10 protein-coding genes and 1 pseudogene are annotated in these 24,895 nt (G+C 71.7%); 2 read left to right on the top strand and 9 right to left on the bottom strand.

The window, feature by feature from the left end:
* Positions 1-5 precede the first annotated feature (5 nt).
* On the top strand, positions 6-2,186 hold the full coding sequence (locus AC3IT0_RS09060; RefSeq protein WP_489323380.1) for an ATP-binding protein: 2,181 nt from the start codon (positions 6-8) through the stop codon (positions 2,184-2,186).
* Complete coding sequence (locus AC3IT0_RS09055) at positions 2,183-2,461, top strand: hypothetical protein (protein ID WP_489323379.1); 279 nt, start codon at positions 2,183-2,185, stop codon at positions 2,459-2,461. Before AC3IT0_RS09060 ends, AC3IT0_RS09055 begins: the two co-directional genes overlap by 4 nt.
* Before the next feature lie 2 nt (positions 2,462-2,463).
* Here AC3IT0_RS09055 and AC3IT0_RS09050 read toward each other — a convergent pair whose 3' ends face one another.
* The 9 genes and pseudogenes from AC3IT0_RS09050 to AC3IT0_RS09010 form a co-directional block, all read right to left on the bottom strand.
* On the bottom strand, positions 2,464-8,343 hold the full coding sequence (locus tag AC3IT0_RS09050; protein WP_489323378.1) for a polymorphic toxin type 4 domain-containing protein: 5,880 nt from the start codon (positions 8,341-8,343) through the stop codon (positions 2,464-2,466).
* Positions 8,344-8,429: 86 nt separating this feature from the next.
* Positions 8,430-9,149: a glycosyltransferase family 2 protein gene (locus tag AC3IT0_RS09045; protein ID WP_489323377.1), complete on the bottom strand. Its 720-nt coding sequence runs from the start codon at positions 9,147-9,149 to the stop codon at positions 8,430-8,432.
* A 41-nt stretch (positions 9,150-9,190) separates the two neighbouring features.
* Positions 9,191-10,801, bottom strand: coding sequence for a glycosyltransferase family 2 protein (locus AC3IT0_RS09040; RefSeq protein WP_489323376.1), 1,611 nt, complete (start codon positions 10,799-10,801; stop codon positions 9,191-9,193).
* Positions 10,801-11,589: an aminoglycoside adenylyltransferase domain-containing protein gene (locus AC3IT0_RS09035; RefSeq protein WP_489323375.1), complete on the bottom strand. Its 789-nt coding sequence runs from the start codon at positions 11,587-11,589 to the stop codon at positions 10,801-10,803. The genes AC3IT0_RS09040 and AC3IT0_RS09035 overlap by 1 nt, the downstream gene beginning before the upstream one ends.
* Positions 11,586-14,498 carry a DUF6519 domain-containing protein gene (locus AC3IT0_RS09030; RefSeq protein ID WP_489323757.1) on the bottom strand — a complete coding sequence of 971 codons (2,913 nt, stop codon included), beginning with the start codon at positions 14,496-14,498 and terminating at the stop codon, positions 11,586-11,588. Before AC3IT0_RS09030 ends, AC3IT0_RS09035 begins: the two co-directional genes overlap by 4 nt.
* A gap of 114 nt (positions 14,499-14,612) precedes the next feature.
* Positions 14,613-15,875, bottom strand: a pseudogene (locus tag AC3IT0_RS09025) (Kelch repeat-containing protein); the annotation flags it as partial.
* 9 nt (positions 15,876-15,884) lie between these two features.
* A complete protein-coding gene (locus tag AC3IT0_RS09020) occupies positions 15,885-19,454 on the bottom strand; it encodes a hypothetical protein (RefSeq protein WP_489323374.1) in 3,570 nt (1,189 codons plus the stop codon).
* Positions 19,451-22,198 (bottom strand): baseplate J/gp47 family protein, encoded by a 2,748-nt coding sequence (locus AC3IT0_RS09015; RefSeq protein ID WP_489323373.1) that lies wholly within the window; start codon positions 22,196-22,198, stop codon positions 19,451-19,453. Before AC3IT0_RS09015 ends, AC3IT0_RS09020 begins: the two co-directional genes overlap by 4 nt.
* On the bottom strand, positions 22,195-24,852 hold the full coding sequence (locus AC3IT0_RS09010) for a baseplate J/gp47 family protein (RefSeq protein ID WP_489323372.1): 2,658 nt from the start codon (positions 24,850-24,852) through the stop codon (positions 22,195-22,197). The genes AC3IT0_RS09015 and AC3IT0_RS09010 overlap by 4 nt, the downstream gene beginning before the upstream one ends.
* Positions 24,853-24,895 lie beyond the last annotated feature (43 nt).

The following is a 24,895-nucleotide window of genomic DNA, read 5'->3' as shown; positions in this document are numbered from 1 at the left end:
CAGACATGCAGATGGACGCAGACGCCGACGAGACAGCGACGCCGGCGTCTGTGCGCGGGTTCTCGGACCACTGGGAGCACCTGCGTGCGGAGTTCGTCCTGTTGGAGCACGCGCTCAACAGCCTCGGTGCGGCACCCGGACTGTCCGATGAACGAGGGAAAGAACTCGGCCCGGTCCTGGCGGAGCTACGGTCGGCCCTCGACGAGCGCGTAACCGCGACCGCCTCGTGGGTCCGGTTGCCCCTAGCCCGGCTGGCTCGAGCGGCCGAGCTCTCCCCATGGGAGGTGACGCTCGTCGTCCTGTGCCTGGGCGTAGAGCTGGACGGAAGGTGGGCGGCATGGTGCTCGGCCCTCCATGATGTCTCCGGCGGGGGACGTCCCGGCACGGCCCTGGCCCTTGACCTGCTGGGCGGTGGGCTGGCAGAGCGGGCCGGCGGTGCCCTCGCGCTGCTGCCGCAGGCACCACTGCGGGGATCGGGCATCCTGCGGGCGATCCCCGACCCGCACGGCGGGCAGTCGGTGCTGGCACTCACCGACGCCGCTCTCGCAGCCCTCGTCGGGCACGCGCCGTTCCTCGATCGGCCTTGGCTGCGGGTCATGGCGCCGCGCCGCCCTGATGTTCTCGGAGATCACATCACGGCCGCGGCCGAGCCGTTGGTCCGGGCTGGGGCGCGGCTGCTCGCGGGCGGTACGTGGGCCGCCGGCGCGGCGGGTACCCGGCTAGTCGCATGCCTCACCGGCCGGTTGCAGACGGGAGTGGACGCCGGGCACGCGGCGGCGAGCCTGCTCGGACTGCCTCTCCTTGTCCTCGACATTGCCGTCGCTGAAGGCGCGGTCGACCGGGCCGACCCAGCCGCACCGGGATCGCTTGCGGACGCAGTCCGCGAAGCGACCCTCCAAGCGCGGATCGCTCCGGCGCTCCTGCTGGTCGTCCTCCCCGAGCCGGTACCTTCCCGTGGCGAGACGCCCGAGCGTCCAAGGACCGACGTGGATGCCATGGTCGCCGAGGTCGTCGACGTCATCGACAGGACGGGCTGGCTGACGCTGGTCTCCACGGAGCAGGGTGTCACCGGCCGCGGAGGCCCTTTGGGCGTTCCTTGGATCACAGTCGTCCTGCCCGAGAGCGGGACCGGCGATCTCACTAGCAACTGGTTAGCGGAGCTGTCCGCGGCGGGCGTCCACGCCGGGGAAGCCGAGGCCTCCTCCTTCGCGTCGAGATTCAGGGCCGGTGCCACCGAGATCCCGGCGGTCGTGTCCGCGGCCGTGGCGTCCGCCCGGCTGCGTGGATCGCCCGTCACGGTCGGCGACGTCGAGTCCGCGGCCCGCGAGGGCAGCGCACCGGCGATGGGTGCTGCCACACGCCGCATCCGCTCCCGTCTCACATGGGACGACCTGGTCCTGCCCCCGGCGCAGAAGGAGCAGTTGGCGGAGCTCGCTGCGGCGGTGGGGGCCCGCCGCCGGGTGCTCTCCGACTGGGGGTTCGGGGAACGCCGCTCCCGGGGCCGCGGGATCGCCGCGCTGTTCAGCGGCGCACCAGGCACGGGGAAGACCCTCGCCGCCGAAATCGTCGCCGCCCAGCTGGGCCTCGATCTATTCGCCGTCGACCTCGCCTCCGCAATCAGCAAGTACATCGGCGAGACAGAGAAGAACCTCAGCAGAATCTTCTCCGCCGCGGCGGACACGGATGGCCTGCTGTTCTTCGACGAGGCGGACGCCCTATTCGGCAAGCGCAGCGAGGTCAAGGATGCTCATGACCGGTATGCGAACATCGAGATTAGCTACCTGCTTCAGCGCATCGAGGCCCACGACGGCCTCGTAGTCCTAGCGACAAACCTGGAGCGTCATCTCGACGAGGCCTTCCTACGCCGGCTGGCTTTCGTGGTGAAGTTCCCCTTCCCCTCGGCCGCCGAGCGCCGTCTCATCTGGCAGGTCCAATTGCCGGCAGCCGCGCCGGTTGAGGACGACGTCGACTGGGACCGCCTCGCGTCGTTCCCGCTGGCGGGCGGTTCGATCCGCAATGCCGTGCTGCACACGGCGTACCAGGCCGCCGCGGCCGGGCGCCCGATCGGCACGGTCGGACTGCTGAGCGGCCTGCGACGCGAACTCGAGAAGCACGGCAGGGTCCCGGCCGAGGCCGACTTCGGACCCTACTGGCGCGAGGTCATGCTCAGGGCTGCGCCGCCGTGAGCGGACTCGACGTGCGCGTCGACCGGCTGACCGTGGAGTTCGATGCCCCGGATGAGCACGCGCACCGCGTGGAGGCAATCACCCGCCGGGCCCTGGCGCTGCTGGAAGAGCTGGCGCCAGTCCATCTCGTGCGACTAGGGGCCCGCCGTACCAGCCTCTCGGTACCCGTCCTGTCGCCCCGCCCTATGACCGTGGACTTCACCACCGAGGGCGATGAGGAGATCGCCCGTCGCCTCACCCGGTCCTGGCTCGACGCCTTGGCCGCACTGGGCTGAGGTCAGCGGCTGCCCGACAGCGGGATGTCCGCGCCGCGCGCGCCCGGGGGCAGGTTGTGGACAACCGTCCAGCTGCCGTCGGGCTGCACTGTGATGTCGAAGGTGAGGGCCAGGGCCCCGGCGCGCGGGATCTCGTAGTGGATCGACGTCAGGACGTCGACGTAGTCGTACCCCCCGCCCTCCAGAGGGATCGCGAGGCGGCGCCCGGCGGCACGGATGAAGGGATCGGTGGTGTAGCCGTTGTCGCGCGCCCAGCGCAGGAACGCCTCGATGCCTTGGCGCTGCGCCACCTGGTTCACCCCCCACGGCGCGAGCATAATGCCGAGGAACTCCTCCGACCCGAAGCCGGGCCCGACCATGTGCGCCCGCTCCCACCCGGCGACCACATCGGCCAGCCTGTCCGCCAAGCCGGGCGGGTCGGTGGCCAGGGCTCGGATGCCGCCCTCGCCGAGCGTGTAGCCCTGCAGCCCGACATCCGGGATCTCGCCCCTCGTCAGTGACTCCCGCAGAGTGCCCTCGGCGACGAACTCCGGCCCGGAGATGTGCAGGGCTTTGAAGATCTCCAGAGCCGACGGCGACGTCACGGGCCCCAGCGCCGTCAATCGCGCCCGTGCCGCATCGGCCAGGGCGGCACCAGATCCGGGCTCCGCCACCGCTCCGGGCACCCGCGGGCCGCCGGGCGGCAGCACTTCGGGGGTCAGCGGCGTGACCTCGAAGGCGGAGGCACTGGACCTGAGCAGTTCGGTCGCGCGGGCTGCCTGGCGGCGCATGTTCGCGACCGCGCTGGCCAGGGTGAGCGCGGTCGATCCCCGGCTTCGGCGGTAACGCTCCATGGCCGCCTGCAGCCGATCCATCTGCGCAACGAGGGCAGGCGCATCGCGGTGCCCGACCGGGAGCGGTGCGCCCCTTCCCGCCTCCAAGGTGTGGCCCGCGGTCCAGGCGGCGAGGACCTGCTCGGCCCACGCGTGGACCTCCGAACCGAGGCCACCTGCCTCGCCGAGCCGCGCCGGGGCGTCCGGACCGGTGAGCCGGACGCCCGGTTCGGACCGTGGGGGGCGGACGGTGCCCGCGGCCGTTCGCTCGTCAGCCTGCCCGCCCTCGGCGGCGCGGTCTCCGGTCCCGGCCGCGGGACCCGTGTCCGGCCGCGCCGCGCCGGCACCGGTCACCTCTCCCGTGGCGGGATCGGCCCCGGCGTCCTCCCGCCGGTCGCGGTAGAACTCGTCCAGGTCACGGATCACCCATTCGAAGAGCGGGCTCGACGGGTCCATGTGCGTCGTCTGGTCGCCGTACTCGCGCGCGTACGCCTCTGGCGAGCTGACCTCGATGCGCCGTGCCGGTTCGCCGGCCGACGCCGGCATCTCGACGACGATGCGAAGCGGGTTCGTCGTCACCTCTACCCGGGTGATGCCAGTCGAACCGTTGGGCCGGGTCGACTGCACGAACTCGGTGTGGCTGCCGCTGCGGAACGCCGCCCGGACCGCCATCGAGATGTCCGCCGGGGCCGGCAGGCGGCGGATGACCACGTTCTCTGGGTTGGGGTGCAGGTGGACCAGGGCCCGCCACCCGTCGCCGGCCGGGCTGCGGACGGAGAACTCCGTCCCTGTCTGGACGGCGAACTCACCGGTGTTCACGTTGTAGAACAAGCCAACCTCCGCACCCCTGCTGTGAGCGACGGCCTGGTCATAGGTGGCAACCGCCTGTTCGCCCGACGTGGTCCTGGCACCGAACGGCCCTGGCCGCGGAGGACTGGCGCTTGGACCTACCGGCCCGGAGGGCTGTTTGCGTCCGAGACGGAACCCGAGAATCTCGATGGACAGGTCACGCTCGGCCGCGTTGACCTCGGTTGCCGCCGCGCGGCCTACGGCCCCACCAGGATCGCGCGGGGTCCCCGCCGCCGTGCGTGCGGCGTCGCCCTCGTCGGCGGCACGCCGACCCGACTCGTCGGCCGTGGGGCTAGCGGCAGCCGCGTCCGTGCTGGCAGCGCCGCGGCGGGCCTCGGTTAAGCGACGGGCTGCGAGCTCGCGGGCCTGCGCGACGAGGTCAGAAACCGGTTGTGCCTCGGCATGCGCGACGGTCGCACTGGAACCTCCTGCGAGTTGATCGGTCCCGCCGGACGCGGGGCCCGGCGCCGCCCCGGCCCCCTCCGTTGCACGTCCCTGTTCGCCGCCGGCCAGGCCGGGTTCGAGATGCCGCAGCGGGGGCCGTGCCGGACCGGTCCCGTCAGCGAGCTGGGCCGCCTCACGGGCGCCGGTCCCCGCGGGGAGCACCTCCGGCTCTCCGCCGCCCAGACGGGTGGTTCCACCTTCGTGGGACGTGAGGCCCCCGCCCATCGACACGACCGTGACCGCTCCGGACTTCATCGCCCCGAGCAGCGCGCGGGCTCGCAGGGAGTCACGTTCCCCGTCGGTGAGGCCCTCCATCCTGTCGATCTCGTTCCACTCGATCGCTAGCTGGATCGGGATCGTGACGAGCTGCTGGACGTTGCCGACCATGCCGTACACGTGCAGGACGTTCTCCGCGGCCTCGACGCGCGTCACCCAGGACGGCAGGCGCCCCACCGCACTGCCAGCTTCGGCAATCTGACGTGCCGAGAACGTACCCAGCTGCCCGACCGCGGCGACGCCCCCAATCACCCCGAGGACGTCGAACACCGTGCCGATTTCCCACGCGTGCCCGGTCCTCGCGCGCCGCGCCAGCGAATCGATCGCAGTGATTGCCCCGGCGATGCCCCCGACCGCACCGACGGCGAGCCCGAGCCCGCCGGTCGCGAACAGCCCGGCGATCTCGGCGACGGTGGCGAGGTCCTGCAGCCGCTGCGTGAACCGCTTCCATGCCCCGGGGCGCGACACCATGGTGGCATCGATGCGGACCGGTGCGCCAAGCGCGTTGGTCAGCTCCTCGGGAAGTCGGATAGCCAGGGTGCCGCGCCCGTAGCCGGCGTTCTCGGCGAAGTCGCGGAACGCGTCCCGGATCGCCTGCACGTGACCCTCATGCCCGGCGGCCGACCCGCGACCGACGTAGAGATCCCGGCTACCAGAGGATGTGACGTCGACCAGCCCCCATCGGCGGGCGCCCGGGCGCGAGTCCGCCAGCTCGCCGAGCATCGTGTTAACGGGTGTCACCTGGCCGGTCTCGCGGCTGGCCAGCACCAGACGCGGACGGAAATCCATGATGCCGTCGACCGCCCGGAACGAGGCGTGCTGCTTGCGCACCCACGCCTCGTGCTCGCCGCCCTCGCCCGCGAATTGGACAAGCTGGCGGCGCTTCAGCTCGAGGAACTCTTGGACCGACTGCCCGGTGCTCAGCAACTGGAGGTGGAGGAATACCTCGTCGCGCGACAGCGCCGAGTCGGGGGCGCGCGCCGTGAGGTGCCCCTGCAGCTGCTGGGCCACCGTGATGACCCTGCGCAGACCGTCGGCAGTGCGGGTGAACATGTCGAACCCGCCCAAACGGCCCGACACCTCCAGGCCCCGGACCTTCTCCCGCGCCGCGGCGATGCGCCGGGCGTTGCGGGAGGCCTCGGCTGCAACCAGCTCCGCCCTGGCCTGGACGAGGTTTGTCGCCTCCAGGTCGGCTCCCTGGCTGGCGAGTGTCTCGATATTCGCGACCCGGACGGGGCGGACCGCGACGCTCGAGGCGCGCAGTACGTGGTGGTCCGGGTCCGCCACAGCCTCGTCGGACCACTGGGGACTGGCGACGCAGCGGACGATGAAGTCTCCCTCACGGTCGAAGCCGATGGACCGCTCGTTGAGCGGCTGGGTGACGACGTCGATGAAGCTGCTGACGATCGAGCCGAGCAGCCGCACGCTGTTCGACAGCCCGATCACCATGAGGTAGCCGGCCCGGGCCGCCCAGGGCCAGTCCTCCTCGGCCATCATGTCAAGGTCGCGCTGCTGGTCGACCGCGACGTCCTCGGCCGTGCGCGAGAGATCGGCCCCGGCGCCGCTGAAGGCGGACTGGGCCTCGCCCTCGCCGACGTTCGTCTTGTCCGCGAGGGTACGCGCCTCGCCCGACGTGACGTCACGGCCCCGGGTCAGCTTGGTGACGTCGATGAGCTCCCAGTAGTACTGGACCGGCTGCATCCGATTGAACACCTCGTCGTTGGAGGAGAGAGATCTGGCGGCGTAGTCCAGGTTCATGGTGAACCGGTTGGTGGCACCGGAGGCGGTCACCGCCGGGTCCTCGGGTGCGACACCACCCATGCGGATCGTTGACGGGTATGGCGGAGCGTTCGCCCCGGAGCGGCCGCCGGGCACGTGCTCCCCGGGTGTCACGGCAGTTCCGGATCCGCGCGCCTGCTCGGCGGCTTGCTCCGGGGGGAGGGCGGAGGCATTGGAACCGGGAGGCGGTGGGGTGAATCCCGTTGCGGCCGCAGGATTCGCCACCTGCTGGTTCGCCTGTGAGCTCGGGTCGCGCGATTCCTGGAGTGCCCGTTCGGCCGCGTCCACGCGTGCGTCGAGCGAGGGGGCCGGCTCGCCCTCGCGCAACGGCACGGTGGTCGTGGCACGATCGATGGTGACCTGGAGCTGCGCCGCCCCCGACGCGGATACGGAAGCCCGGTACGTGGCGGGGCCGCGCAGCCGGCCCGGTCTGGGAGCCGGGGACGGCTTGGGCGACGTGGGCGACGTGGGCGTGGGCGCCGTGCCTTTGCCCGGCCCGGTGCCGGTTCCGGTGCCCGTGCCGTCGCCCGTCACCGTCTCACCTGCCCGATCGGCGATCCCGCCGCCGCCGCTTCCTGCGCCCTTGGTTCCCGCGCCGGGCCCGTCACCGGTGCTCCCGGCTCCCCCGCGACGTCGGCGCAGGCGGGCAAGGGTAGTCAGGGCCCATTCCGGGGCCTCGGCGGACGTACCGGAGGCCCCTCGGGCGCGGCGCCGCAGGGAGTTCGCCAGCTCCGGGGGCATTAGCACGCCCGGCATGAACAGGACGAGCGCCGACTCCCCCGCCGGCCGGGCCGGCTCCGGGATGCCCCCGTACCGGCGGAAAGACTGGATCGCGATGAGGTCACCGCGCAGCCCGACGAACCACACCCGCCCGGTGCGGTGCTCGCGGAGCAGCAGCAGAGCCGCGTTGAGCATGACCGGGTTGCTCGTGTCCTGCTCGATGAGGGCGCCGACAGTCCCATCCGCCCGGATGATGGCGATGTAGTTTTCGGTGTAGAGGAAGCACTCTGACGGCTGCAGGATACGGGGCGAGACGCCCAGTTGGACGGCCTCATCGTCCAGCGTGATCGTCCTGAGCGCCCGGAACACCTCCGGGAGCTGACCGATCACCGTCGCGGGGTCCTCGCCGGTGTACAGCGTGTCGAACGCTGGCCGGGCGGGTACCGTCTGGGCCGGGAACTCGACCCGCTGCACGCGGGCGGTCCCCTGGTGGGTCTGAACGGCGATGTGAGCCAGCTCGTGAGCGAGCAGTTGGCGACCCGAGGCAGTGCCGAGCCCCTGCCACGTCCCGCCGAGCACGACGTGCGGGCCAAACGCGTAGGCCCGTGCTCCGAGGGCTTGGGTGCTGCCCTCGGCCATCGCTCCCTCGTGCAGCCGGACGGATCTGAGATCGACCCGGAGCAGCGTGCCGAGTGCGGCGATGAGCGCAGCGGGCAGCGGGTCGCCCGGCACGCCGATACCCGCGATGACGGCCTGGTCGGAGGAGTGCCCGTCGGGCGGGCGAGCGCCGTGTGCGGGCAGACCGCCGGTCCTCTCCACGGCACCGGTGGGGGGCCCGCGAAGCAGCGCGTCTTGGATGACCGGCCCTAGCGCCTCCGCCACGGCATCCGCGTGGCGCTCGGTCGCGGCTTCGCCTGCACCCGGCGATGGAGCGGCGGCCAGCAGCGCCGCCACCTGCGACGCCGGGCCCTCATCCGCGCGGCCGCGTTCGGTGGTCGGCAATCGTGACGCCGGGCCCTGGCGGGATCCAGGTCCTCCCGTTCTGGGCGACCGCGAGGGTGGCACGCCGACCGGGCCTGCCGGGGTCGTCATCGGCCCTGCCCCCCGACCACCGCCGCACCCAGTCCCGTCGGTGCGGCGTAGAACTGACGGTCGGCTTCTGGCAGGAACGCCGGGGCGGGGATCCGTCGCCACCCGGACAACAGCTCGATGTGGCCGCCGTCGAAGTGCCAAGTGTTGCCGGGATGGCGCACGCAGACGTAGTGGTGGTCCTCGGTCACGGCCGCGAGACGGGCATGACGGGCCATAGCCGCCCGTAGGAATTGGATGTCCTCGCCGATTGAGGTATCCGGGTATCCGCCGCTGAGCAGCCACCAGGACCGGCGGAAGGCGAGGGTTCCGCCGAGCACGAGTCCGTCGAACAGGATGTAGTCGCCGGGTACGTCGCACGCCCAGAACCAACCAGTCCGGACATCGACGAACGGCGGGTTGCCGAGGCCGGTGATGTCGGCTGTCCCGTCGAGGATGGGCGCCACCTGTGCCGATACCCGTCCGGGGCCGTGCCAGTCGTCGTCGTCCCAGTGCACGATGATCTCTCCTCGGGCGTGCTGGGCAGCGATGTTGCGCTTGGTGCCAATGGAGCGACGCCCCGTGAGCCGGACATACCGCAGGCGGTGGTCGCCGTGCAGGAGGTCTCCGATCGGGTCGGTGCCGTCGTCGACGACGACGAGCTCGAGCTCCGGGTGGTCCTGGCCCAGGAACATCTCAACGGCCCGGGCGACGAACGGCCGCCGGTCCTGGGTCGGCATCAGGCAGGATACGAGCGGCACTGAGCTGGTCTGCAGGTTCCTCACAAGGCACCCCCCGGGGTGAGCGATGCGTAGAAGGCGAGGTCTCCTGCCGACATGGCTGGCGGTGCCTGGGCCGGATGCCACGCCGGGGGACCATTTGCGGGTTCGAAGTCGAAGCGCCAGGAGTTGCGGCCGTGCCGCACGTAGACGTAGGCGGCCCGGTTGCTGATGGCGGCGACCCGCGCGCCAGCGTCGGCGAACCGTTGGACGATGCCGACGTCCTCGCCGATCGACAGGTCCGGGTAGCCGCCTGCGCGGCGCCAGAGCTCGGTCGGGAACGAGAGGGTGCCGGCGGCAAGGATGTCGGACGGGGCGAAGTGCGGCGCGTCGGCCTCGTCCTCGCGCACGGACCAGAACCGCATGCTCTGGACGTCTAGCAGGAGGTTGATGCCGATACCGGTGACGTCGACGCGGCCGCGGATAATCTCCATGACTTGGCGGCTCACCCGGTGGGGCCCGTACCAGTCATCGTCGTCCCACTGGACGACGATCTCGCCGCTCGCGGCTTCGACGGCGATGTCCCGTTTCCGGCCGATCGTCGCCCGCTCTCCCAGCCGCACGTACTTCACGCGTGGAAACCCGCTGAGCAGGTCTTCGACCGGCTCAGTCCCGTCGTCGACGACGACGAGTTCGAGGTGGGGGTAGTCCTGGCGGGCGAGGAGGCGGACGGTCTGCTGGATGAACCGGCGCCGGTTGAATGTCGGCATGACGCAGGACACGAGAGGTAGTGCTGTCCACGGGCCGGTTCCCTCGCTGTGCCCGCCCCGGCCGACAACCATAGCCGCAGCGGCCGGGCCCTCGTCGGTGCCGGAAAAGGCGACCTTGGCGGTACCCTCGCCGGGACCGGCGACCGCGTCCCTCCCCGTACCCGCACCGGCGGCGAGGACTAGTTCGATCGTCCCCGGCGGATAGCCATTCTGGGCAACCTCGGGCCGGTAGGCGCCCGGGCGGACGATGACCGCCGGGTGAGAGCCGTGCGGCACGTGGCGCGGCGTCGAGGGCATGTCCATGAGTAGTGGACCATTCCCGCCGTCCGCGCGGTGCATACCGCGCCCGGCGAAAGGCCGCGCGACCCACTCAGTCCGCGCGAGGCAGGCCGTCGCCGCGAACACCCGCGGCGGCAGCGCGTACGGGTCCGCGTTGCCGGCCCAGCCCTCGCCCGCTTCTGGGTCCCAGACCAACGAGGATGCGGCAACGGACACCGGCAATCCGGTGCGACGGAGCTCCTGTGACTGGTAGCGTAGCCGCCAGGCAGAATACCAGGCGTCAACCTCCCACAGCGCGAGGAGGTCGCCGCGCGAGGCGGCGCAGCCCCGGTCGCGTGCGACTCCCGCGCCGAGGCCGGATTCCACGACCACGGGGACGACGGGGACGGGGACGGAGACGTCGGGGAGCCCGCCGCCGTCCGTCAGCACGACGACGAGTTCGCGTGAGACGTGGTCCTGCGCTGCGAAGAGGGCCATGGACCGCGCCGTGGCCTCGGGGTCGGGACCGGCCACGAGGACCGCCGACACCAGCGGCCCGGCGTCGTCCGACGCCCCGGCTGCGAGCCAGGCCGGGAGTGCGGCGAGTCGGGCGGCGACCTCCGTCACTCTGGAGGCCGTAGCCATTATGCCGCCTCCAGCATGGCCACGACCCGCGCTAGGAAGATCTCGATCTCCCCAACGTCAAGCACCGGCCCGTCGCCTCGCACCTGCCACTCCAAGGCGGCGTCGACGACCCATGGATCGGCGAGGCGACCGCGGGCCCACCGCCCTCCGTCGACCTTGGAGCAGATCACGCTTTCCTCGATGTAACGCCAGTCACGGCAGGCATTGAGGACCCGGTAGTGCGAGGACAGCCATCGCTTCCCGAGCTCAGCACGCAGCTCCGACAGATAGGCCTCCCGCGGCACTGGCCCGAATACCTGCGCCGCGGGCGGCCCCGATACTGCGATCCCGTGATCAAGGCAGCAGGCCAAGGTCATGACCAAACGCGGGTCCCCCCCGGGCACGGCGTCGCCTGCCTGGGGTGGCCCGTAGAACGCCAGCATCCGGAGCTCGAATCGGGGGCTGCGGGAAGGGGAGCCCGCCACGTCGGCGGTCACGACGGCCAGGTCAATGCCCTTCGCTGCCCAGGGCTTGGCCACCGCGGAAATGCCTGCCGCCACCCACAGCGCGCGCGATGCGGGTAGCGGCCGCGTGACGATGGCGACGACGTCGAGATCGCTGCGCCTGGGATAGTACTCGCCGATGACTGCCGAGCCGTACAAGTAGACACCGACAAGGTCGGCGCCGAGCCGTTCGCGCAGGGCAACGAGGCACCCCCGAAGATACCGATCACCGGCCGGATCGAGGAGCCCGACGAGCGGAGACCGCCCGCGGGCGGCGACACCGGTCGCCTTGGTCGTGACGATCACGGCACGCTCCCGACCTCGAAGAAGGACCGGAAGTCGCTCGGGCCGCCAGAGGACTCGCCGTCGAGGGCGTTCCCGTCGAAGTCGCGGATTGCGACGCTGCCCGTGCCCCGCAGCCGGACCCCGAACAGGCCTGGGAAGTTCAGCTGCGACCTGTCTGTCGGGGCGAAGGTGAACCCGACGACACGCGGCGGGCTGGTCGGTGACGTGACGAGGGTGATCGTGCCGGGCACGTCCGCGAATCCTACGGGGTCCTCCAGGGGCGCCTGGATGACGTTGACGGTCTGGGAGTCGAGCGTCTCCGGGCGTATCGGGCGGGTGAAGCGCACGCGGATGACGTCGGGGAACTCCTGCAACGTCTGGGAATCGGCGGGTTCGATTTCGAGAACTCTCACCGGTCCCGGCTCGAAGGGGTCGAGGAAGAACGTCGAGACGAAGTCGCTGGGCGTGCCGTTGCCGACGCCGTCCAGGGCTCCGCCGTCCAAGTCGACGATCGAGGCTGAGAGGCGCAGCGTGTACATGCCCGGCACCGACCAATCCGCCGCTGAAGACGGCGTCAGTGTGAGGCCGGAAACGGCGTCCGCGCCGGGCGTGAACGGGAATGGGGCGACCGTGCCGGGCAACACCCCGCCCTCGGGCCCTGTCACCGAGACGGCGGCAGCCGTCAGGCTCGTCCGGCGGACGTCGCGGGTGAACATGACGTGGAGGGCCGCTGGTGGGCCGTCGAGGCGGGACCCGGTGGGTGGGTCGACCGTCGCGACGCGCACCGGTGCGGCCGCTCCGGTGAGAAAGAACCAGCTTTCGAAGTCACTGCCGGGCCGCCCGTCGCCCGACGGCAAGCGCAGATCGGTGACGGTGCCATACCCCTCCGTCGTGAGGCGAGCGAAGGCCTCGCCGTCCAGCGGGCGCGTCCCGGAGGCGTCGAGGATCTTCGCGGCACGGAGCACTACCACGGCGCGGACTCCTTGGGAGGCGGGATCGTCGATCACGCGAAGTCGGTCCTGCCACGCACCGACCCGCAGTGGGTCGACGGGTGTGCGCGGCCGGAATGTCACCGAGACCGCGCCCGGCGCGATGCTGGCCACCCCGGGAGCGACGATTCCGGGGAGCCGGACCGCGTGGATGAACGGGTCGGTTTCGTCGGGAACGTGGAGCCACACCTCCACGGTCCGGTCAGTCAGGGTGGCAGGTTCCAGCGACTCCGTGAACCGGACTGTGAGGCCCGCGTTGAGCGAGGCCACCGGCAGGGGCCGGTCGTTCGCCCAGCTGATCCCGCCCCGGTCCACCCGCGGCAGAAGCTGAGGGGCGAGCGCCTCAATCGCCCCCTGCACGTTATCCGCCCCGAGGCCGGTCGCCGAGTCGTCGTATTGGACATGACGAGCCTGGAGGTCGGTCAGGGGGTCAAAGACGGGCACGCAGTCGGTGACCCGATCGAGCGTGACCGTCCCCGAGACGTCGGTGCTCCAGTGGAGGACCGCGAGGGGGGCTCGGTGGCGTTGGATGCCGTTCGGGGGTGCAGCGTCCAGCTTCTCCACCTGCGCCTCGCGCGCTCGGGCGGTGAACCACCAGTACGAGGTGGCGCGGAAGTCGTACCCGCTGAACCGGATCCTTACCCCGTCATCGAGGTCGGCCGGGTCCGTCCCGACGTAGCCGATGCCATCCCAGCGACGTAGCACGAGGTGGTCGGACGTGATCTCGTCGGTGCGGTCGGGGGTGAACCGCGGATCCGCGGCGTCGAGGGTGACGGTCAGGGTGTCGGGGTCCGGATCGGCGGCAATCCGGCACAGCAGCCCCCGCCCGCGCCCAAGCTCGTCTGCATCGCCCACGAGCTCGACCAAGTCACCCACACGCAGGGCCGTCGATCGGTCAGGCCCGAGTCCCGCCACCTGGACTGTCGTCGTCGCTGCGGTGAGGTCCGATCGGACGACGGACGTCACCGCCGAGGCGAACGATGCGTTCTCGGTAGACCACGTGTATCTCGCCCGGGGCACGAGCTCCGCCCCTGCCGGGTAGGCTTCGCGCAACGGGCTGGCGAGGGTCGCGGTCCCGGTGCCGGCGTCGAAGGACAGCAACGAGACCGGTTCGGCGCCGGCCCCTGTCCGCAGGAACCAACCACGCCGGGAGAGAGCTCCCGAGGCGGCCTCGGCCGGGTCCGGCCCCTCGCCCGGGACGACGGTGACCGTGACGTCACCGGCTGCCGCGGCCGCCGCGAGTCTGGCGACATCGCGGACGGGAACGAGCATGGCCCCCGCGGCCGTAGTGTAGGAGGCATGGCGCGTCTGTGCGGCGAGCGTCACGGTGCCCGAGGCATCGACACCCGAGATCCGGACTGCCTCGCGGACGGCGGACGGTCCGTCCCCGGCGACGAGGTCCCAGCGGCCCACCCGCAGCGCCGCGATTGCTGCCGGGTCGAGTGCGCCGACGTGCAGCACGGTGACCGGGCCGGCGGCGTCGGACACCAGCGAGTGGCCGGCGGGCGCCAAAGCGCCGAGCATCTCCCCCGAGTCAAGAATCTCCACCCGGTACAGCCGGTTGTCTCGGCCGGAGTAGGTGCGGTCGGCTGGCACGTCGCACAGGTTCGTGGCCGCGACCGATGGCGTGGTGATCGTGGACAGGCGGCCCGCGCCGTCGCCCGGCACGTACGCGGCGGCGTTGGAGCATCCCAGCGTCGCGGGGACGTGGTTCGTCGGAACAGCGGCGACCCTAACCTGTGCAACGGTGCGCAGGTGGACGGTCGTGTCCGCGCCGCCGAGGGCGATCTCGCGGCGGTCCTCTTGCAGATGGGTCACGAGACGGCGGAAAACCTCGACATAGGCAACCCCGACGGTCGATTCGACGGGGTCGAGGAGCTCCGCCGACGGCAGCTCCCCGCCGGCTACCGGCGCGGCCGTCGAACTCGTCCCACCGCTCACGAGGACGGACCCGTCGGACAAGACGGTGCAGCGGTGGCGGCCCCGCGCCTCGGCCAAGGAGCGCGCAATCGTCCAGCGGTCGGCGCCCGGGTCGTACAGCTCGGCCGACGCCAGCGGCCGGTCGGTGCCGAGACCACCTGTAGCCAGGATGTGGCCCCCTAACAGCCGGGCCGCCGCATGGCCGGTCCGGGCATTGGCCAGAGGCGCGGCAGCAAGCCAAGCCCCCTCCGCGCCAGCGCCACCCGCCGCCGGGTCGAAAATCTCGCATGTCGCCAGGACCCCGCCGAGCGCGGTGCCGCCAGCGACGAGGACCCGCCCATCGACCAGCAGGTCGGCCGTGTGGTTCTCGCGCCCGCCCGCCATGTCCGGGCCGGCGGCCCACGTACCCGTCGCAGGATCGAAGATCTCGACAGATGCGATGGCGGTCCCCGCCTGCTCGCCCCCGCACACTAGCACCGCGCCGGGGGTGGGGCCGCTGGCGAGACCGACCGCGGCATGGCGGCCGCGCGGGCGGATCATCGCTCCGGCATCGGCCCATGTGCCCGTCGCTGGGTCGTATACCTCGGCCGACGCGAGCGCCGCCGGTCCTCCAGAGATGGACCCCAGCGACCCGTCCCCGGGACCGAACCCGCCCGCGACCAGTACCCGGCCGTCGGTCAGCACCGTGGCGGTGTGGTCGAAGCGGGCCGTCGGCATCGGCCCCGTTGCCGTCCATGTCCCCGTCGCTGGGTCATACACCTCGGCCGTCGTCAGAGGCAGCCCCGCCGGTCCGAGCCCGCCCGCCGCGAGCACCCGACCGGAGCCCAGCGCGGACACGGTGTGACCGGCCCGCGCCGCACTCATTGCCCCCGTCGACGTCCACGTGGCCATCACCGGGTCGTACAGCTCTGCGGTGGAGACCGCCGCCCCCAGGTCTGTGCCACCGCAAACGAGCACTCGACTCTGCGCTGTCCCCTGGGGCGGCAGGAGAATGGCCCCGTGCGCGGTCCGCGCGCCCGCCATGTCGCCTACGAGCTGCCAGCCGACCCCGGTGGCAGAGGGCAAAGGCAGAGGAGGGGGGGACGGCAGGCCCGGCTGCGTGGTGTACGTGGTCGGGGCGGCGTTCGTCGCGAGAACACCTGCTACGTACAGGTGCCCGGCCGGGCCCGGTCCACCGCCGATCGAGAGGTTGCCTCCCCCCGCGTCGGCTATCCGGAACGCTGTGGCGGGCTCGGGGCGCCCGACCGGGCCGACGAGATCCCGGGCGTGGAGCTCCAGCCGGCGCAGCCGGGCCAGCACCGCCTCGTTCCAGTCCGAATCCAGCCACAGCCGTCCCTGCTGCTGTAGCCACTCGTCGGGTGCCCCGCGCAGGTCTACACGTGAGAAATCAGCCTTCATGTGGCTCTCCTAGGTCGACGGGACACGGATCGGGAGCGGCAATTGGCCGTCGGCGGGCCGGACCACGGGTTCGAGGCCCGCAGGCAGGAACTCGGCGAGCTTCGCGCCTAGGTTCGCCCGCCGTAGGCCCGGATGGGTGGCTGCGAACGCACCCACCTGATCGCCGTCCTCGGAGGCACTGAGAACGAGGGGGGAGGACGCATCGGTCGGCACGGCGAACAGCGGGGATGCGGGTAGCAAGGAGCCGAAAGCAGCGTGGGCCTGGTCAGCGAGGCCCCCGGCGTTGCTGTCCCAGAGATCGGCGGGGCGGTCCTCGGGCACGCAACGGTAGCGCCGGGGAAGCACCGATCCGGGCTCAACGCGGCTGAACCGCAGGCAGCCCTCCTGTCGGCTGTCGATCACTGCGAGCCCGGTCAGCAGGGCATCAGTTGCATCGAGGACTCCGGCGCGGATACGGCCGATGACCGTGGCCCGAACGATGGACACTGCACGGACCTGGCGGTCACCCCCCGGGTCCACGGACTCGTCCTGCGGGGTGCGAGGGACGGCATCCAGGCCCCCGATCGCCAGCCCGCGGAGGTCGCCCACGCGCCGGTGGACGACGGAATCAGCGAGTCGCACCATAGCGAGGCCCCGCCCGGCCCGGACCCCGGCGAGGACGGCCGATACGACGGTCAGCTCGCCCTGGTGGTCCGGGTCGTCGTCCATCCACAGGAACGACGGCGGTGGCGACTGCACGCCCCCCGCGTCGAGCGTGCAACCGGTCAGCCGGACCGACCTCACCGTTCCCCCGACGACGGCGATCTGGCCGCTGACTAGGAGCCCGTCCAGTGCCAACCCTCGGTCCACGCGCAGGGCATCGACGGCACCGAGTCCGTTCACCCCCGCAATACTTACGACAGGTCCGCGCGGGCCCGCGCCTTCCGAGCCGAGCAGGCACGGTCTCGAGCCGCCCTCGGGCCCGCCCCCGCGCACCATCACATGCCGCCGGCCGAACCTACCTCCTGGGTCGGGCGATCCGAGATCGACCGTGACGTCCTCCCGATAGGATGCGCTGTCGACGATCTCGACGACCTCCTCCGCAGGAGCGCCGGTCGCGGCCCACACCGCGTCAGCCGCGGCAAGGGCCTCGCCGAGGCTCCGGTGGATCCGGTGGAGGGGCAGTGGCACGGCGGCATCACCCGTCACCGCCACGACCCGGGTAGGCGGTACGACGTCGTCCGCAGCCGGACGCACGCCCCGTGCGCCAACCGGCGCGGGGTACGCCTCGACGAGGTCGACGCCGAGGTCGAGATCCGCCGGACCGACGGCCAGCAATGGGTCGCCAGGAGCCAGACAGAACCCTCCCCGGACGGCGTCGATGCCCAGCTCCCCTGCGACCGGCGGCCCCGCGACTAGCCGCCGCCGGCGCGAAGGCACCGTGCCCTCCAACGGCAGCACCTGTCCTGTGGCCACCCTCGCGAGGACTGCGCCGTCGGGCAGCCCTCCGGGCGGGGCCGGTTGCAGTCCCGCGGGCAGGGCCCACGTCGACCCGTCGGCTCCAACCACGAACCACGCTCTATCGCCCGAAGAACCCGGCGCGCTGGCCGCCACGGGGAGGTCAGCCTCCGGGAGATGAACCAACAGTGCCCTAGCCGCACGGTCGGTGAGGATGATCTCGCAACTGGGCGCGACCGGGACCTGAGCGCCTGGCGCGGGGGCGGTCACCGTGGACAGCCGCAGGGCCACAGCGGTGACGCGCTCGCCGGGGATCCGGTCGGCAACGGCGTCGCGGGAGGCAACGAAGGTTCCGGCCATAAGGAAACCGGCGGTTGGATCGAGAGCGAGTCTGCTGCGCAGACCAGGGTCGAGGTCAGAGATCGGTGTGTCCGCGGTGAGCAGGACGCCCGCGAGTTGCCCCGCACCAGCTAAAACGTGGACCTCGATGAGTAGCGGCGCGTGCCCGTCGAACCTCGACTGGTCGGCGGCTCGGGCGCCGCGGAATCGGTGCACCCCGCCGCCAGGTACGTACGGCCAAGACGCCGGCCGGCCCGTTAGAGCGGGCGGCCAGGCTTGGCCCTCGCCGGTGCGGGCCGGGCCGCCCGCGACCACTACCGGAGCCCCGCCCGACACGTCCACCGCAACCGTCGAGCCGTCTGTGCGGAGGAGCAGGTCGACGGGCTGGCCCGGCCGAACGACGACCGCAGGGAGCCAGGCGATCACGGCCCCCGCCCAGCGTCCCGTGGTGGACGGGACGCCGTCGTGGCGCGCCGCCCGCGGCGGGCTATCGTCGCGGATGGCGATCTCGCACGCGGGAACCCGGCAAGTGTCTGCTGGCCCGGGCAGTGCCTGCCAACCGGGCAGGCCGAGATCGGGCTGCCCGGCAGCGACCCGGAGGACGAGGTTCCCGGCGGAGCCGAGTGGGGAATCGGACCGGTAGGCGTCGGCATGGTCGGGCAGCAGGGCGCTGGCAACTGCCCCCAGCCGGACTGGCGGCCCGCCGCCCTCGGGGATCCACAGCGCCGTGATCGTGACGTGCTCCGCGGGGCGGGAGAAGACGGTCGGGTCGAGAACCCGCAGGCCTTCGGTTGTATGCAACCGAGTCTCCGGGGTGGGTGCCCCGAAGCCGAATGACGCTACAGGCTCGCCATCCGCCGAACCGCCGCCCGCGGCGATCGCCGAATCTCCGCCGGTCAGACCGACCCCGCCGGCGTTCTTCCGGGCGAGGGCGAGTGGCACCCCCCAACGCCGGACAGAAAGGTCGCGGCCCGGACCTGCCCAGGCGCCCGGATCGGCGGCGAAGGCGACTGGATCCACCTGGAGCCCGTCGCCTCCGAGAAGGGGCACTTCACGGTGGAGCGGATCAAACGTCCAGGCCCGGGCGGCTGCGGGAATGGGATGGCCAGGGTCGGCGGCCGCCGGGGTGACCCCTCGGAGGCGGAACACTTCGAGGGGACGCACGTGGAACACTACTGAACGGGGGTGGTATCGTCCCCCGGACGTACCGGCGCCGGTACGATGCCCGCCGCGCCCGGGCAGTCGGATGTCGACGAGGTGGGCAAACGGATCGTGGGCGGTCTCCACCGCCGTCAAGGCCACTGCGTCGCGCAGGGACGGCGTGAGAGTGCGCGTCTGCCTGACGTGGTCGACATGCTGGGTCCACGCCACCGTGTGGAAGCCCTCAACGACGTCGACCCCCCACCCGGTCGTCCCGCGGGCGAGCTCGGCGAGCATGGCGGGCGTTCCCTTGGAGCGCCGCCAAGCCACGGTGTTGCGGACGTCCTGGCGTTGAGAGTGACCCACGGGGTCGGCAAGCAGGCGAGTGCCCACGAGCTCGCCAAGATAGGGCACGACCCAGTCATCGGCGGTCTCGAGGACTACATCGTCGAGCAGATCGTCGATCCCTTGCCGCACGGCAGCGACCTGCGCGGCAATCGTGCGGAGCAGCGAGCGTAGCGGTGCGCGGCCGAGGGCCTCGTCGTCGGCCATGCCGGGGAACTGGCGGCGGGCGAGTTCGATGTCCAACTGGCGATAGTAGGCCGGGACGCGCGCGTAGAGCCGGGCCAGCCACATCTCCGTCGCCCCCTCGGACACGCTCATTCGGCGAAACCCCCGGAACCGCGGGTGACAACCAACTTGCCGTGCCGCCCAGCCACATCAGCTGGGTCGTCCGCGACCAGCACCAAGCCGGTCGCCGTGACCGGCACGGAGTCAAGTACGGTGCCGGGACTGTCTGGTGCCGTCGCCGGCGCCAGTCGGATGACGACTGCTCGGGCCACCCCCGGCACCATCTGGACGGCCGCGTAAACGCCGCTGAGCCGCAGTGCTTGCCCGAAGCCCAGCGTCGCCAGGTAGCCGAGGCTGCCGTCCGGGTTAGTTCGCTGGGTGAGCGCTGCGCGGACCCGGGCGAGGGTCGTGCGCTGCCCGTACCGGTCATCCACGTCCACCACGACGGACAGGTCGGCCGCCACCGTCTCAACCGCGACGATCCGCAGTGGGCGGTTGGGATCGCGGCGGGCGTCGAGGAAACGGCGCAATCGCGCAGATCCCTCCCTCGACATGGGGCGCCGGTCCGGTCCTGCGACAGCCAGGTGGATCGCGTCCGACGTGCCGACAGCACCGGTAGAGCCCGCGGGCACGAGCCTTGCCCGGGCCCGCTCCACGCCGGGGAAGGTGAGGGCGAGGTCTGCGTGGTCCTCAACAGAGACCGCGCGGTCCATCGTCCGGAGTGCGGCCGGGGCGTTGCGGCGGATCGCCGCAGGACCTTCAGCGTCGGCTGCGCCCTCGGCCGGCAGGGGATTTTCGACGCCGCGCAGACCGGCCAGGCTATCGACGATGCGAGTTATTCCGCCTGCCGGGACGGCTCCAGCATCCCCGATCCCCCGCCGGTACCAGGCCACGACGTTGTCCCGGCCGGTCGGTGGCCGGGAGGTCACGTCGCCGAACCGGACGACGGTGACGCCCTCGTCGGCCGGGTGCCTCTCCAGCATGTAGGCGGCCTCGCCCGATGCCGAGACGGCCGGGGTGGCGATGGACTCCACCTCGGTCCAGCTGACACCGTCGACAGTGACACGCAGCGTGCTTCGCAGCGTGCCGTCATCGTCGGGCACGTACGTCAGCGGGCCCTTGCGCAGTGCGAACGCCTGCCACGCAGACCCGTCCCCGCTACCGAGGATCTCCATGGGGACCGTCTCGCCGTGACTGGCTGGCACGACGTTGCCCAGCAGGACGGCCGTTGACCGGCGGTGAGCGTGCACCAGCGGCTCCCGCAGCGTCACCGCGGTGAGGCCGGAGGCGGCGAGCACCGTGACGGAGTCGACCGTCACCGACTCGGCGACGACGGTCTGCCCGCCGGGGCGTCCAGGTGCGACGGCGGTTGATGTGACGATCGCCGCCTGCCCCGACACGAGATCGGGCAGGCGACCCTCCAGAAGAAGCCGGTCGCCCGCGACCGCCTCTGGGAGCGGCCGCCGATCGTCGAGTACGAGCCGTCGTGACGCCAGGAGCACCGTCGTCGCCCGCCGCAGGAACGTCCTCGCCGAGACCGGGGCCGAGAGCGCGAGCCTCGTCACGCGGGCCTCGATTGTGAACCCGAGATGCGTCACGGCGTCGGCGCCCGTGATGCGGAAAGTCCGATAGTGGCGCGAGGTGCCGACGAGGTCCACTAGGACAGCGAACGAAGGGTCCAGCTCGCTTCCCGCGGCCACCGCGTCGACGATCCGATCGAGGAATAGGGTCGAGGCGTCGCCGTCCGGGAGCCACTGCCCGACACCGGTGTCCCAGTCAACGGGGAACCGCTGACCGGTCCCCGTGACCTCTTTCGGGAGGCTGGCATACGCCGGGGCGTCGGCGCCAAAGGGTGCCGCCACCTCACTCAGGGCATACACCGCCGGTGCCCCGCCGGGTGCCGCCGCGTACACGGTGGCGTCCTCGATCCACTCGACGACGGTCCGGCCGCGGCGACGATCCTCCCGTGCGTCGCTGATCCGACGTAGCAGGCCCTCCCCCACCGGGACCCCGGCCTCGAAACGATCCAAGACCAGGACGCAATCGCCCGGCCGCAGCCGAAGACCAGTGCCGACGAGGGTGACGGCCCGTCGGGTGACACTCGTCGGGTCCGGGAGGGCCTGCGAGACGGGGTCGGGGACGGGTGAAGGCTCCGGTGGGGGGACTGGTCTGGTACCGGTCCGCAGCAGCGACGACGCTAGCAGGGGAAAGACCTGGCCGAGCTCGGCTGCGACTTGGTTGTAGTCCCCCGATGAGGCCCCGGACGTACCACGGTCACCGAGCTCGGCGTCTGACCCGGAAAGGGCGTTCACAGTCGCCAGCGCCGGCAGCGGTGCGAATTGGTTGGCGGGGGACATGGCGGCGAGTGGGACCCGGTTGTGCTCGGCCCGTGCGTCGACGGCTTGGTCTGTCTCGAACACGACGGGAACTGCCTCGGGCGCGGCCCGGCCACCGACCCGCAGGCCCTCTGGGACCGTCACGACCTCGCCACGGCGCGCAGGTTCAATCGACAACGCCAAGAGCGCCACGGCCGAGGCGCCGGGGCTGGGCCGATACCCCACCAGCTCCGCGAGGCGACGCAGCGAATCGGGTTGTGTCGCCGTGGGCAGGAGCGCCTCGTTGGCTGCAAGCTCCGTGTACATGGTCAGGTTGTCCGCGAGGTAGGCCCAGGCCTCCACGAGTGCGGTCGCGCGGTCCGGAGCGGCGTCATTCTCCCGCCACCCGGACAAACGCGAGGGGAGCTCGTCGAGCATCGAGCGGCGGAAAGAGTCAAAGGTGCCTACCCGGTAGCGCACCCGGTCTAGGCCCGGCGGGTTCCACGGTCGCTCTACCATCATCGTCCCCCAGCTGTCACGAGCGTGAGCCGGCCCCGTTCGGGATGCGCCGGGTCGTCATCCAACCGGGCGATCTGGTCGCGCCCGACCACGAGGCGCCCGGCCGCCCGGGCCGCGGCCGTCTCAGCCGCCGGGTCAGCCGAGTGCAGTGGCGCAAGCACGTCGACGGTCACGGACTCTACACCCGGCACGGAGGCGGCCGCGAGGTAGATCCGCCCGATCTCGACGGGCTCGCCAAAGCTCAGGTTGTCCGGATGGAACACCCCACGGGTGCCATCTTCGCGGACGCCAGGCCCTAGCGCACGCGCAACCTCCTGGCTGACTGCCCAAGCTAGGAACCCCGGCCGCACGCAGATCGTCATAGCGAGCTGGACGGGCAGATCCTCGGCGGACAGCAACTTCAGGTCGTACCCCGCCAGGCGCCGCCGGTCGAGAAATGCAAGCAGGTCTTCGGCGAGTCTGTCGTCCAACACCGCACCGGCGGCCAGGTCGAGGATGAGGTCGACCGACAGCCAGCTCCCCGTCCATCGGAAATCCACCCCGGCTCGGGAGACTATGCTGCCGCCGCGCGAACGATCGAAATCGGCAACGGCCGCCCGATAGTCCTCGGCGGTGACCGCCACATCCCGGCGGCGCGCTGCCGCGGGCCCCGCCCGGCGGGCGTGCTCGAGGGGTTCAGGGTCCCGGGCACCGGTCGCTGGGACGGGCTGACCGACGGACAGGAACCAGTCAGCGGTCCCGGTCTCGGTACCTTGGTCGACGGGAACGGTCAGGGTGCCCGCCGCAACGTTGCCGTCCGCGCCGAGCCCGACCCGGTACCGGAGGTCGACGACCGCACCGTCCGGGGGACGGCGACCGAAGGCGTCCTGGCCCGCGAGCACTCTGCCACCCTGGCCGAACAGGACCGTGAGGGCGCCGTCCTCGCCCGGCTCCGTAGTGACGTGGGGGTCACGCGAGCCGCTGTCGAGCAGCGACCCGACGACCTCCCACTCGACCCCGTCGATGACGACCTGCAGCTGGGCACGGCCGTCGACGACCGCTACGGGGGCTGCGGACACTGGAAGCCGCAGCCTCGGGGGCCGGGGAACTGCCGGAGACCCCTCCGTAAGTCCACCATAGGCCCCAGCAGTAGTCCCTGCGGCCGTCCCGTCGAGCACCTCCCACATGACGACGACTTGGGGCTCGCCAAGCGCCTCGTCCACAGTAGCGCCGACGAGCGCCCGCCAGATCCCTGGCGGCGCGTCCGACCTTAGGACCACAGGCTCCGCGTCGAGGCCGATGCTCACCCCGTCACGCACGACCTGGGGCCGAGTGCGGCGCGACTCCTCTCCTCGGGGAGACTCGACGATGACGACCACGTCCTGCCCGTCGGGCAGACCCCACACCGACAACAGGACAGTCCCGCCGGGTTCGACGGCCCCGGGGGTGGCTACGCCGGAGGCCGTGCCTCGCCCGGCCTCCGGCGTAGCCCCGGTCAGGCGGCTCGGGCCAGCGAGGACGATCCGCTCCCGCTGGGTGTGCCCGTGAGTGGCGGGGACGAGATTGCCAAGCACGACGGTGTCCGCGACCGCGTGCGGTGCCAGCGGCGCCTCCGCCCTTGACCAGGAGACCCGTGTCAGGGCGGGAGTTCCCGCGGCGCCGTAGGCGGACGCGGGAATGCGGTCCGGAATGGCGTCCAAGCGGACCAGCTCAGCCTCGCCAGTGCGCGTGTCGAACAGGGCGAGGACGTCTCCGGAGGCGAGCGCCGGCAGGTCCCCTGTGAGGTAGGCGGACGTCGCACCGGTGGGCAAGTATCCGTCGGGGGCGTCCCAGCCGTACATCACCATCTCGTTGTGCTCTGGACGAAGAACGGCGTCTGTCATCGTCTCGAACACGGGCCCATCATCGGCTTCCGCAGCACCTGCCCCCCTCGCGTCCCCAGCCGCACGGGGGGTACCCACCGCGTACCCCGCCGCGAGCAGGTGGACCCGAGCGACCCGGACCTGCAGCCAGGTCGACGCCGACGCCCCGGGGTCCAGGTCGTAGCCGACGAGGGCGAGGTGGCCCGCCACAGACGACCGCAGCCTCGCTGACCCGAGGAACGCCTCGTTCGCCACCCGGTCCAAGACGTAGCCAAAGGAGTCGGCCGTCGCTGCAAGCAGCTCGACGAGCATGACGGCGACGTCTGCCTCGCTCGTTTCTGGCCACCCGGCCGGACGCGTAGGGAGGAAGTCCCCCAGTGCTCGAAGGTACCCTGTGAAGTCGCGTGCCAGGTAGTCGACGCGAACTGCCGACGTCGGCGCCGGGAGCGGTGGCGGCCCCGCGAGAGCGCAGTCGATGCCCGTGTCGCAGTCGAGCCGGAAGCGCAGCGATACAGAGTCGTGAAAGGGATCGGCATTTTCGCCCAGCAGGCCCAGCGTATAGGTGCTTCGGTCTCCCTCGGCGTCTAGGACAAGCGTGACGAGGTCCTTGCGCCCTGCGGTCGCCTCCACGGCCATGATGTGCGGGCGGGCGTGCGCACCACCGACGAGCCCCCACCCGGTCCGCTCCAGCAGCCACGGTGCCCGGTCCGTCGCGTCGTGCGGCACGAGCGTGACGACGACGAGCGGAGGGCTCCCCGGCCCGGTGCTACTGGCGGGCACGGGGTCGGCCACCTCGGCGTGGGAGATGCCGACCATTCCCCTGCGCAGCAGCGGCCGGGTCCCTGATAGCGGCATGCTG

The sequence above is a fragment of the Pseudarthrobacter sp. KH_020_B genome (assembly GCF_057840185.1).
Note: the sequence above shows the minus strand (reverse complement) of the source record. Positions and strands in the feature narration are given on the sequence as shown.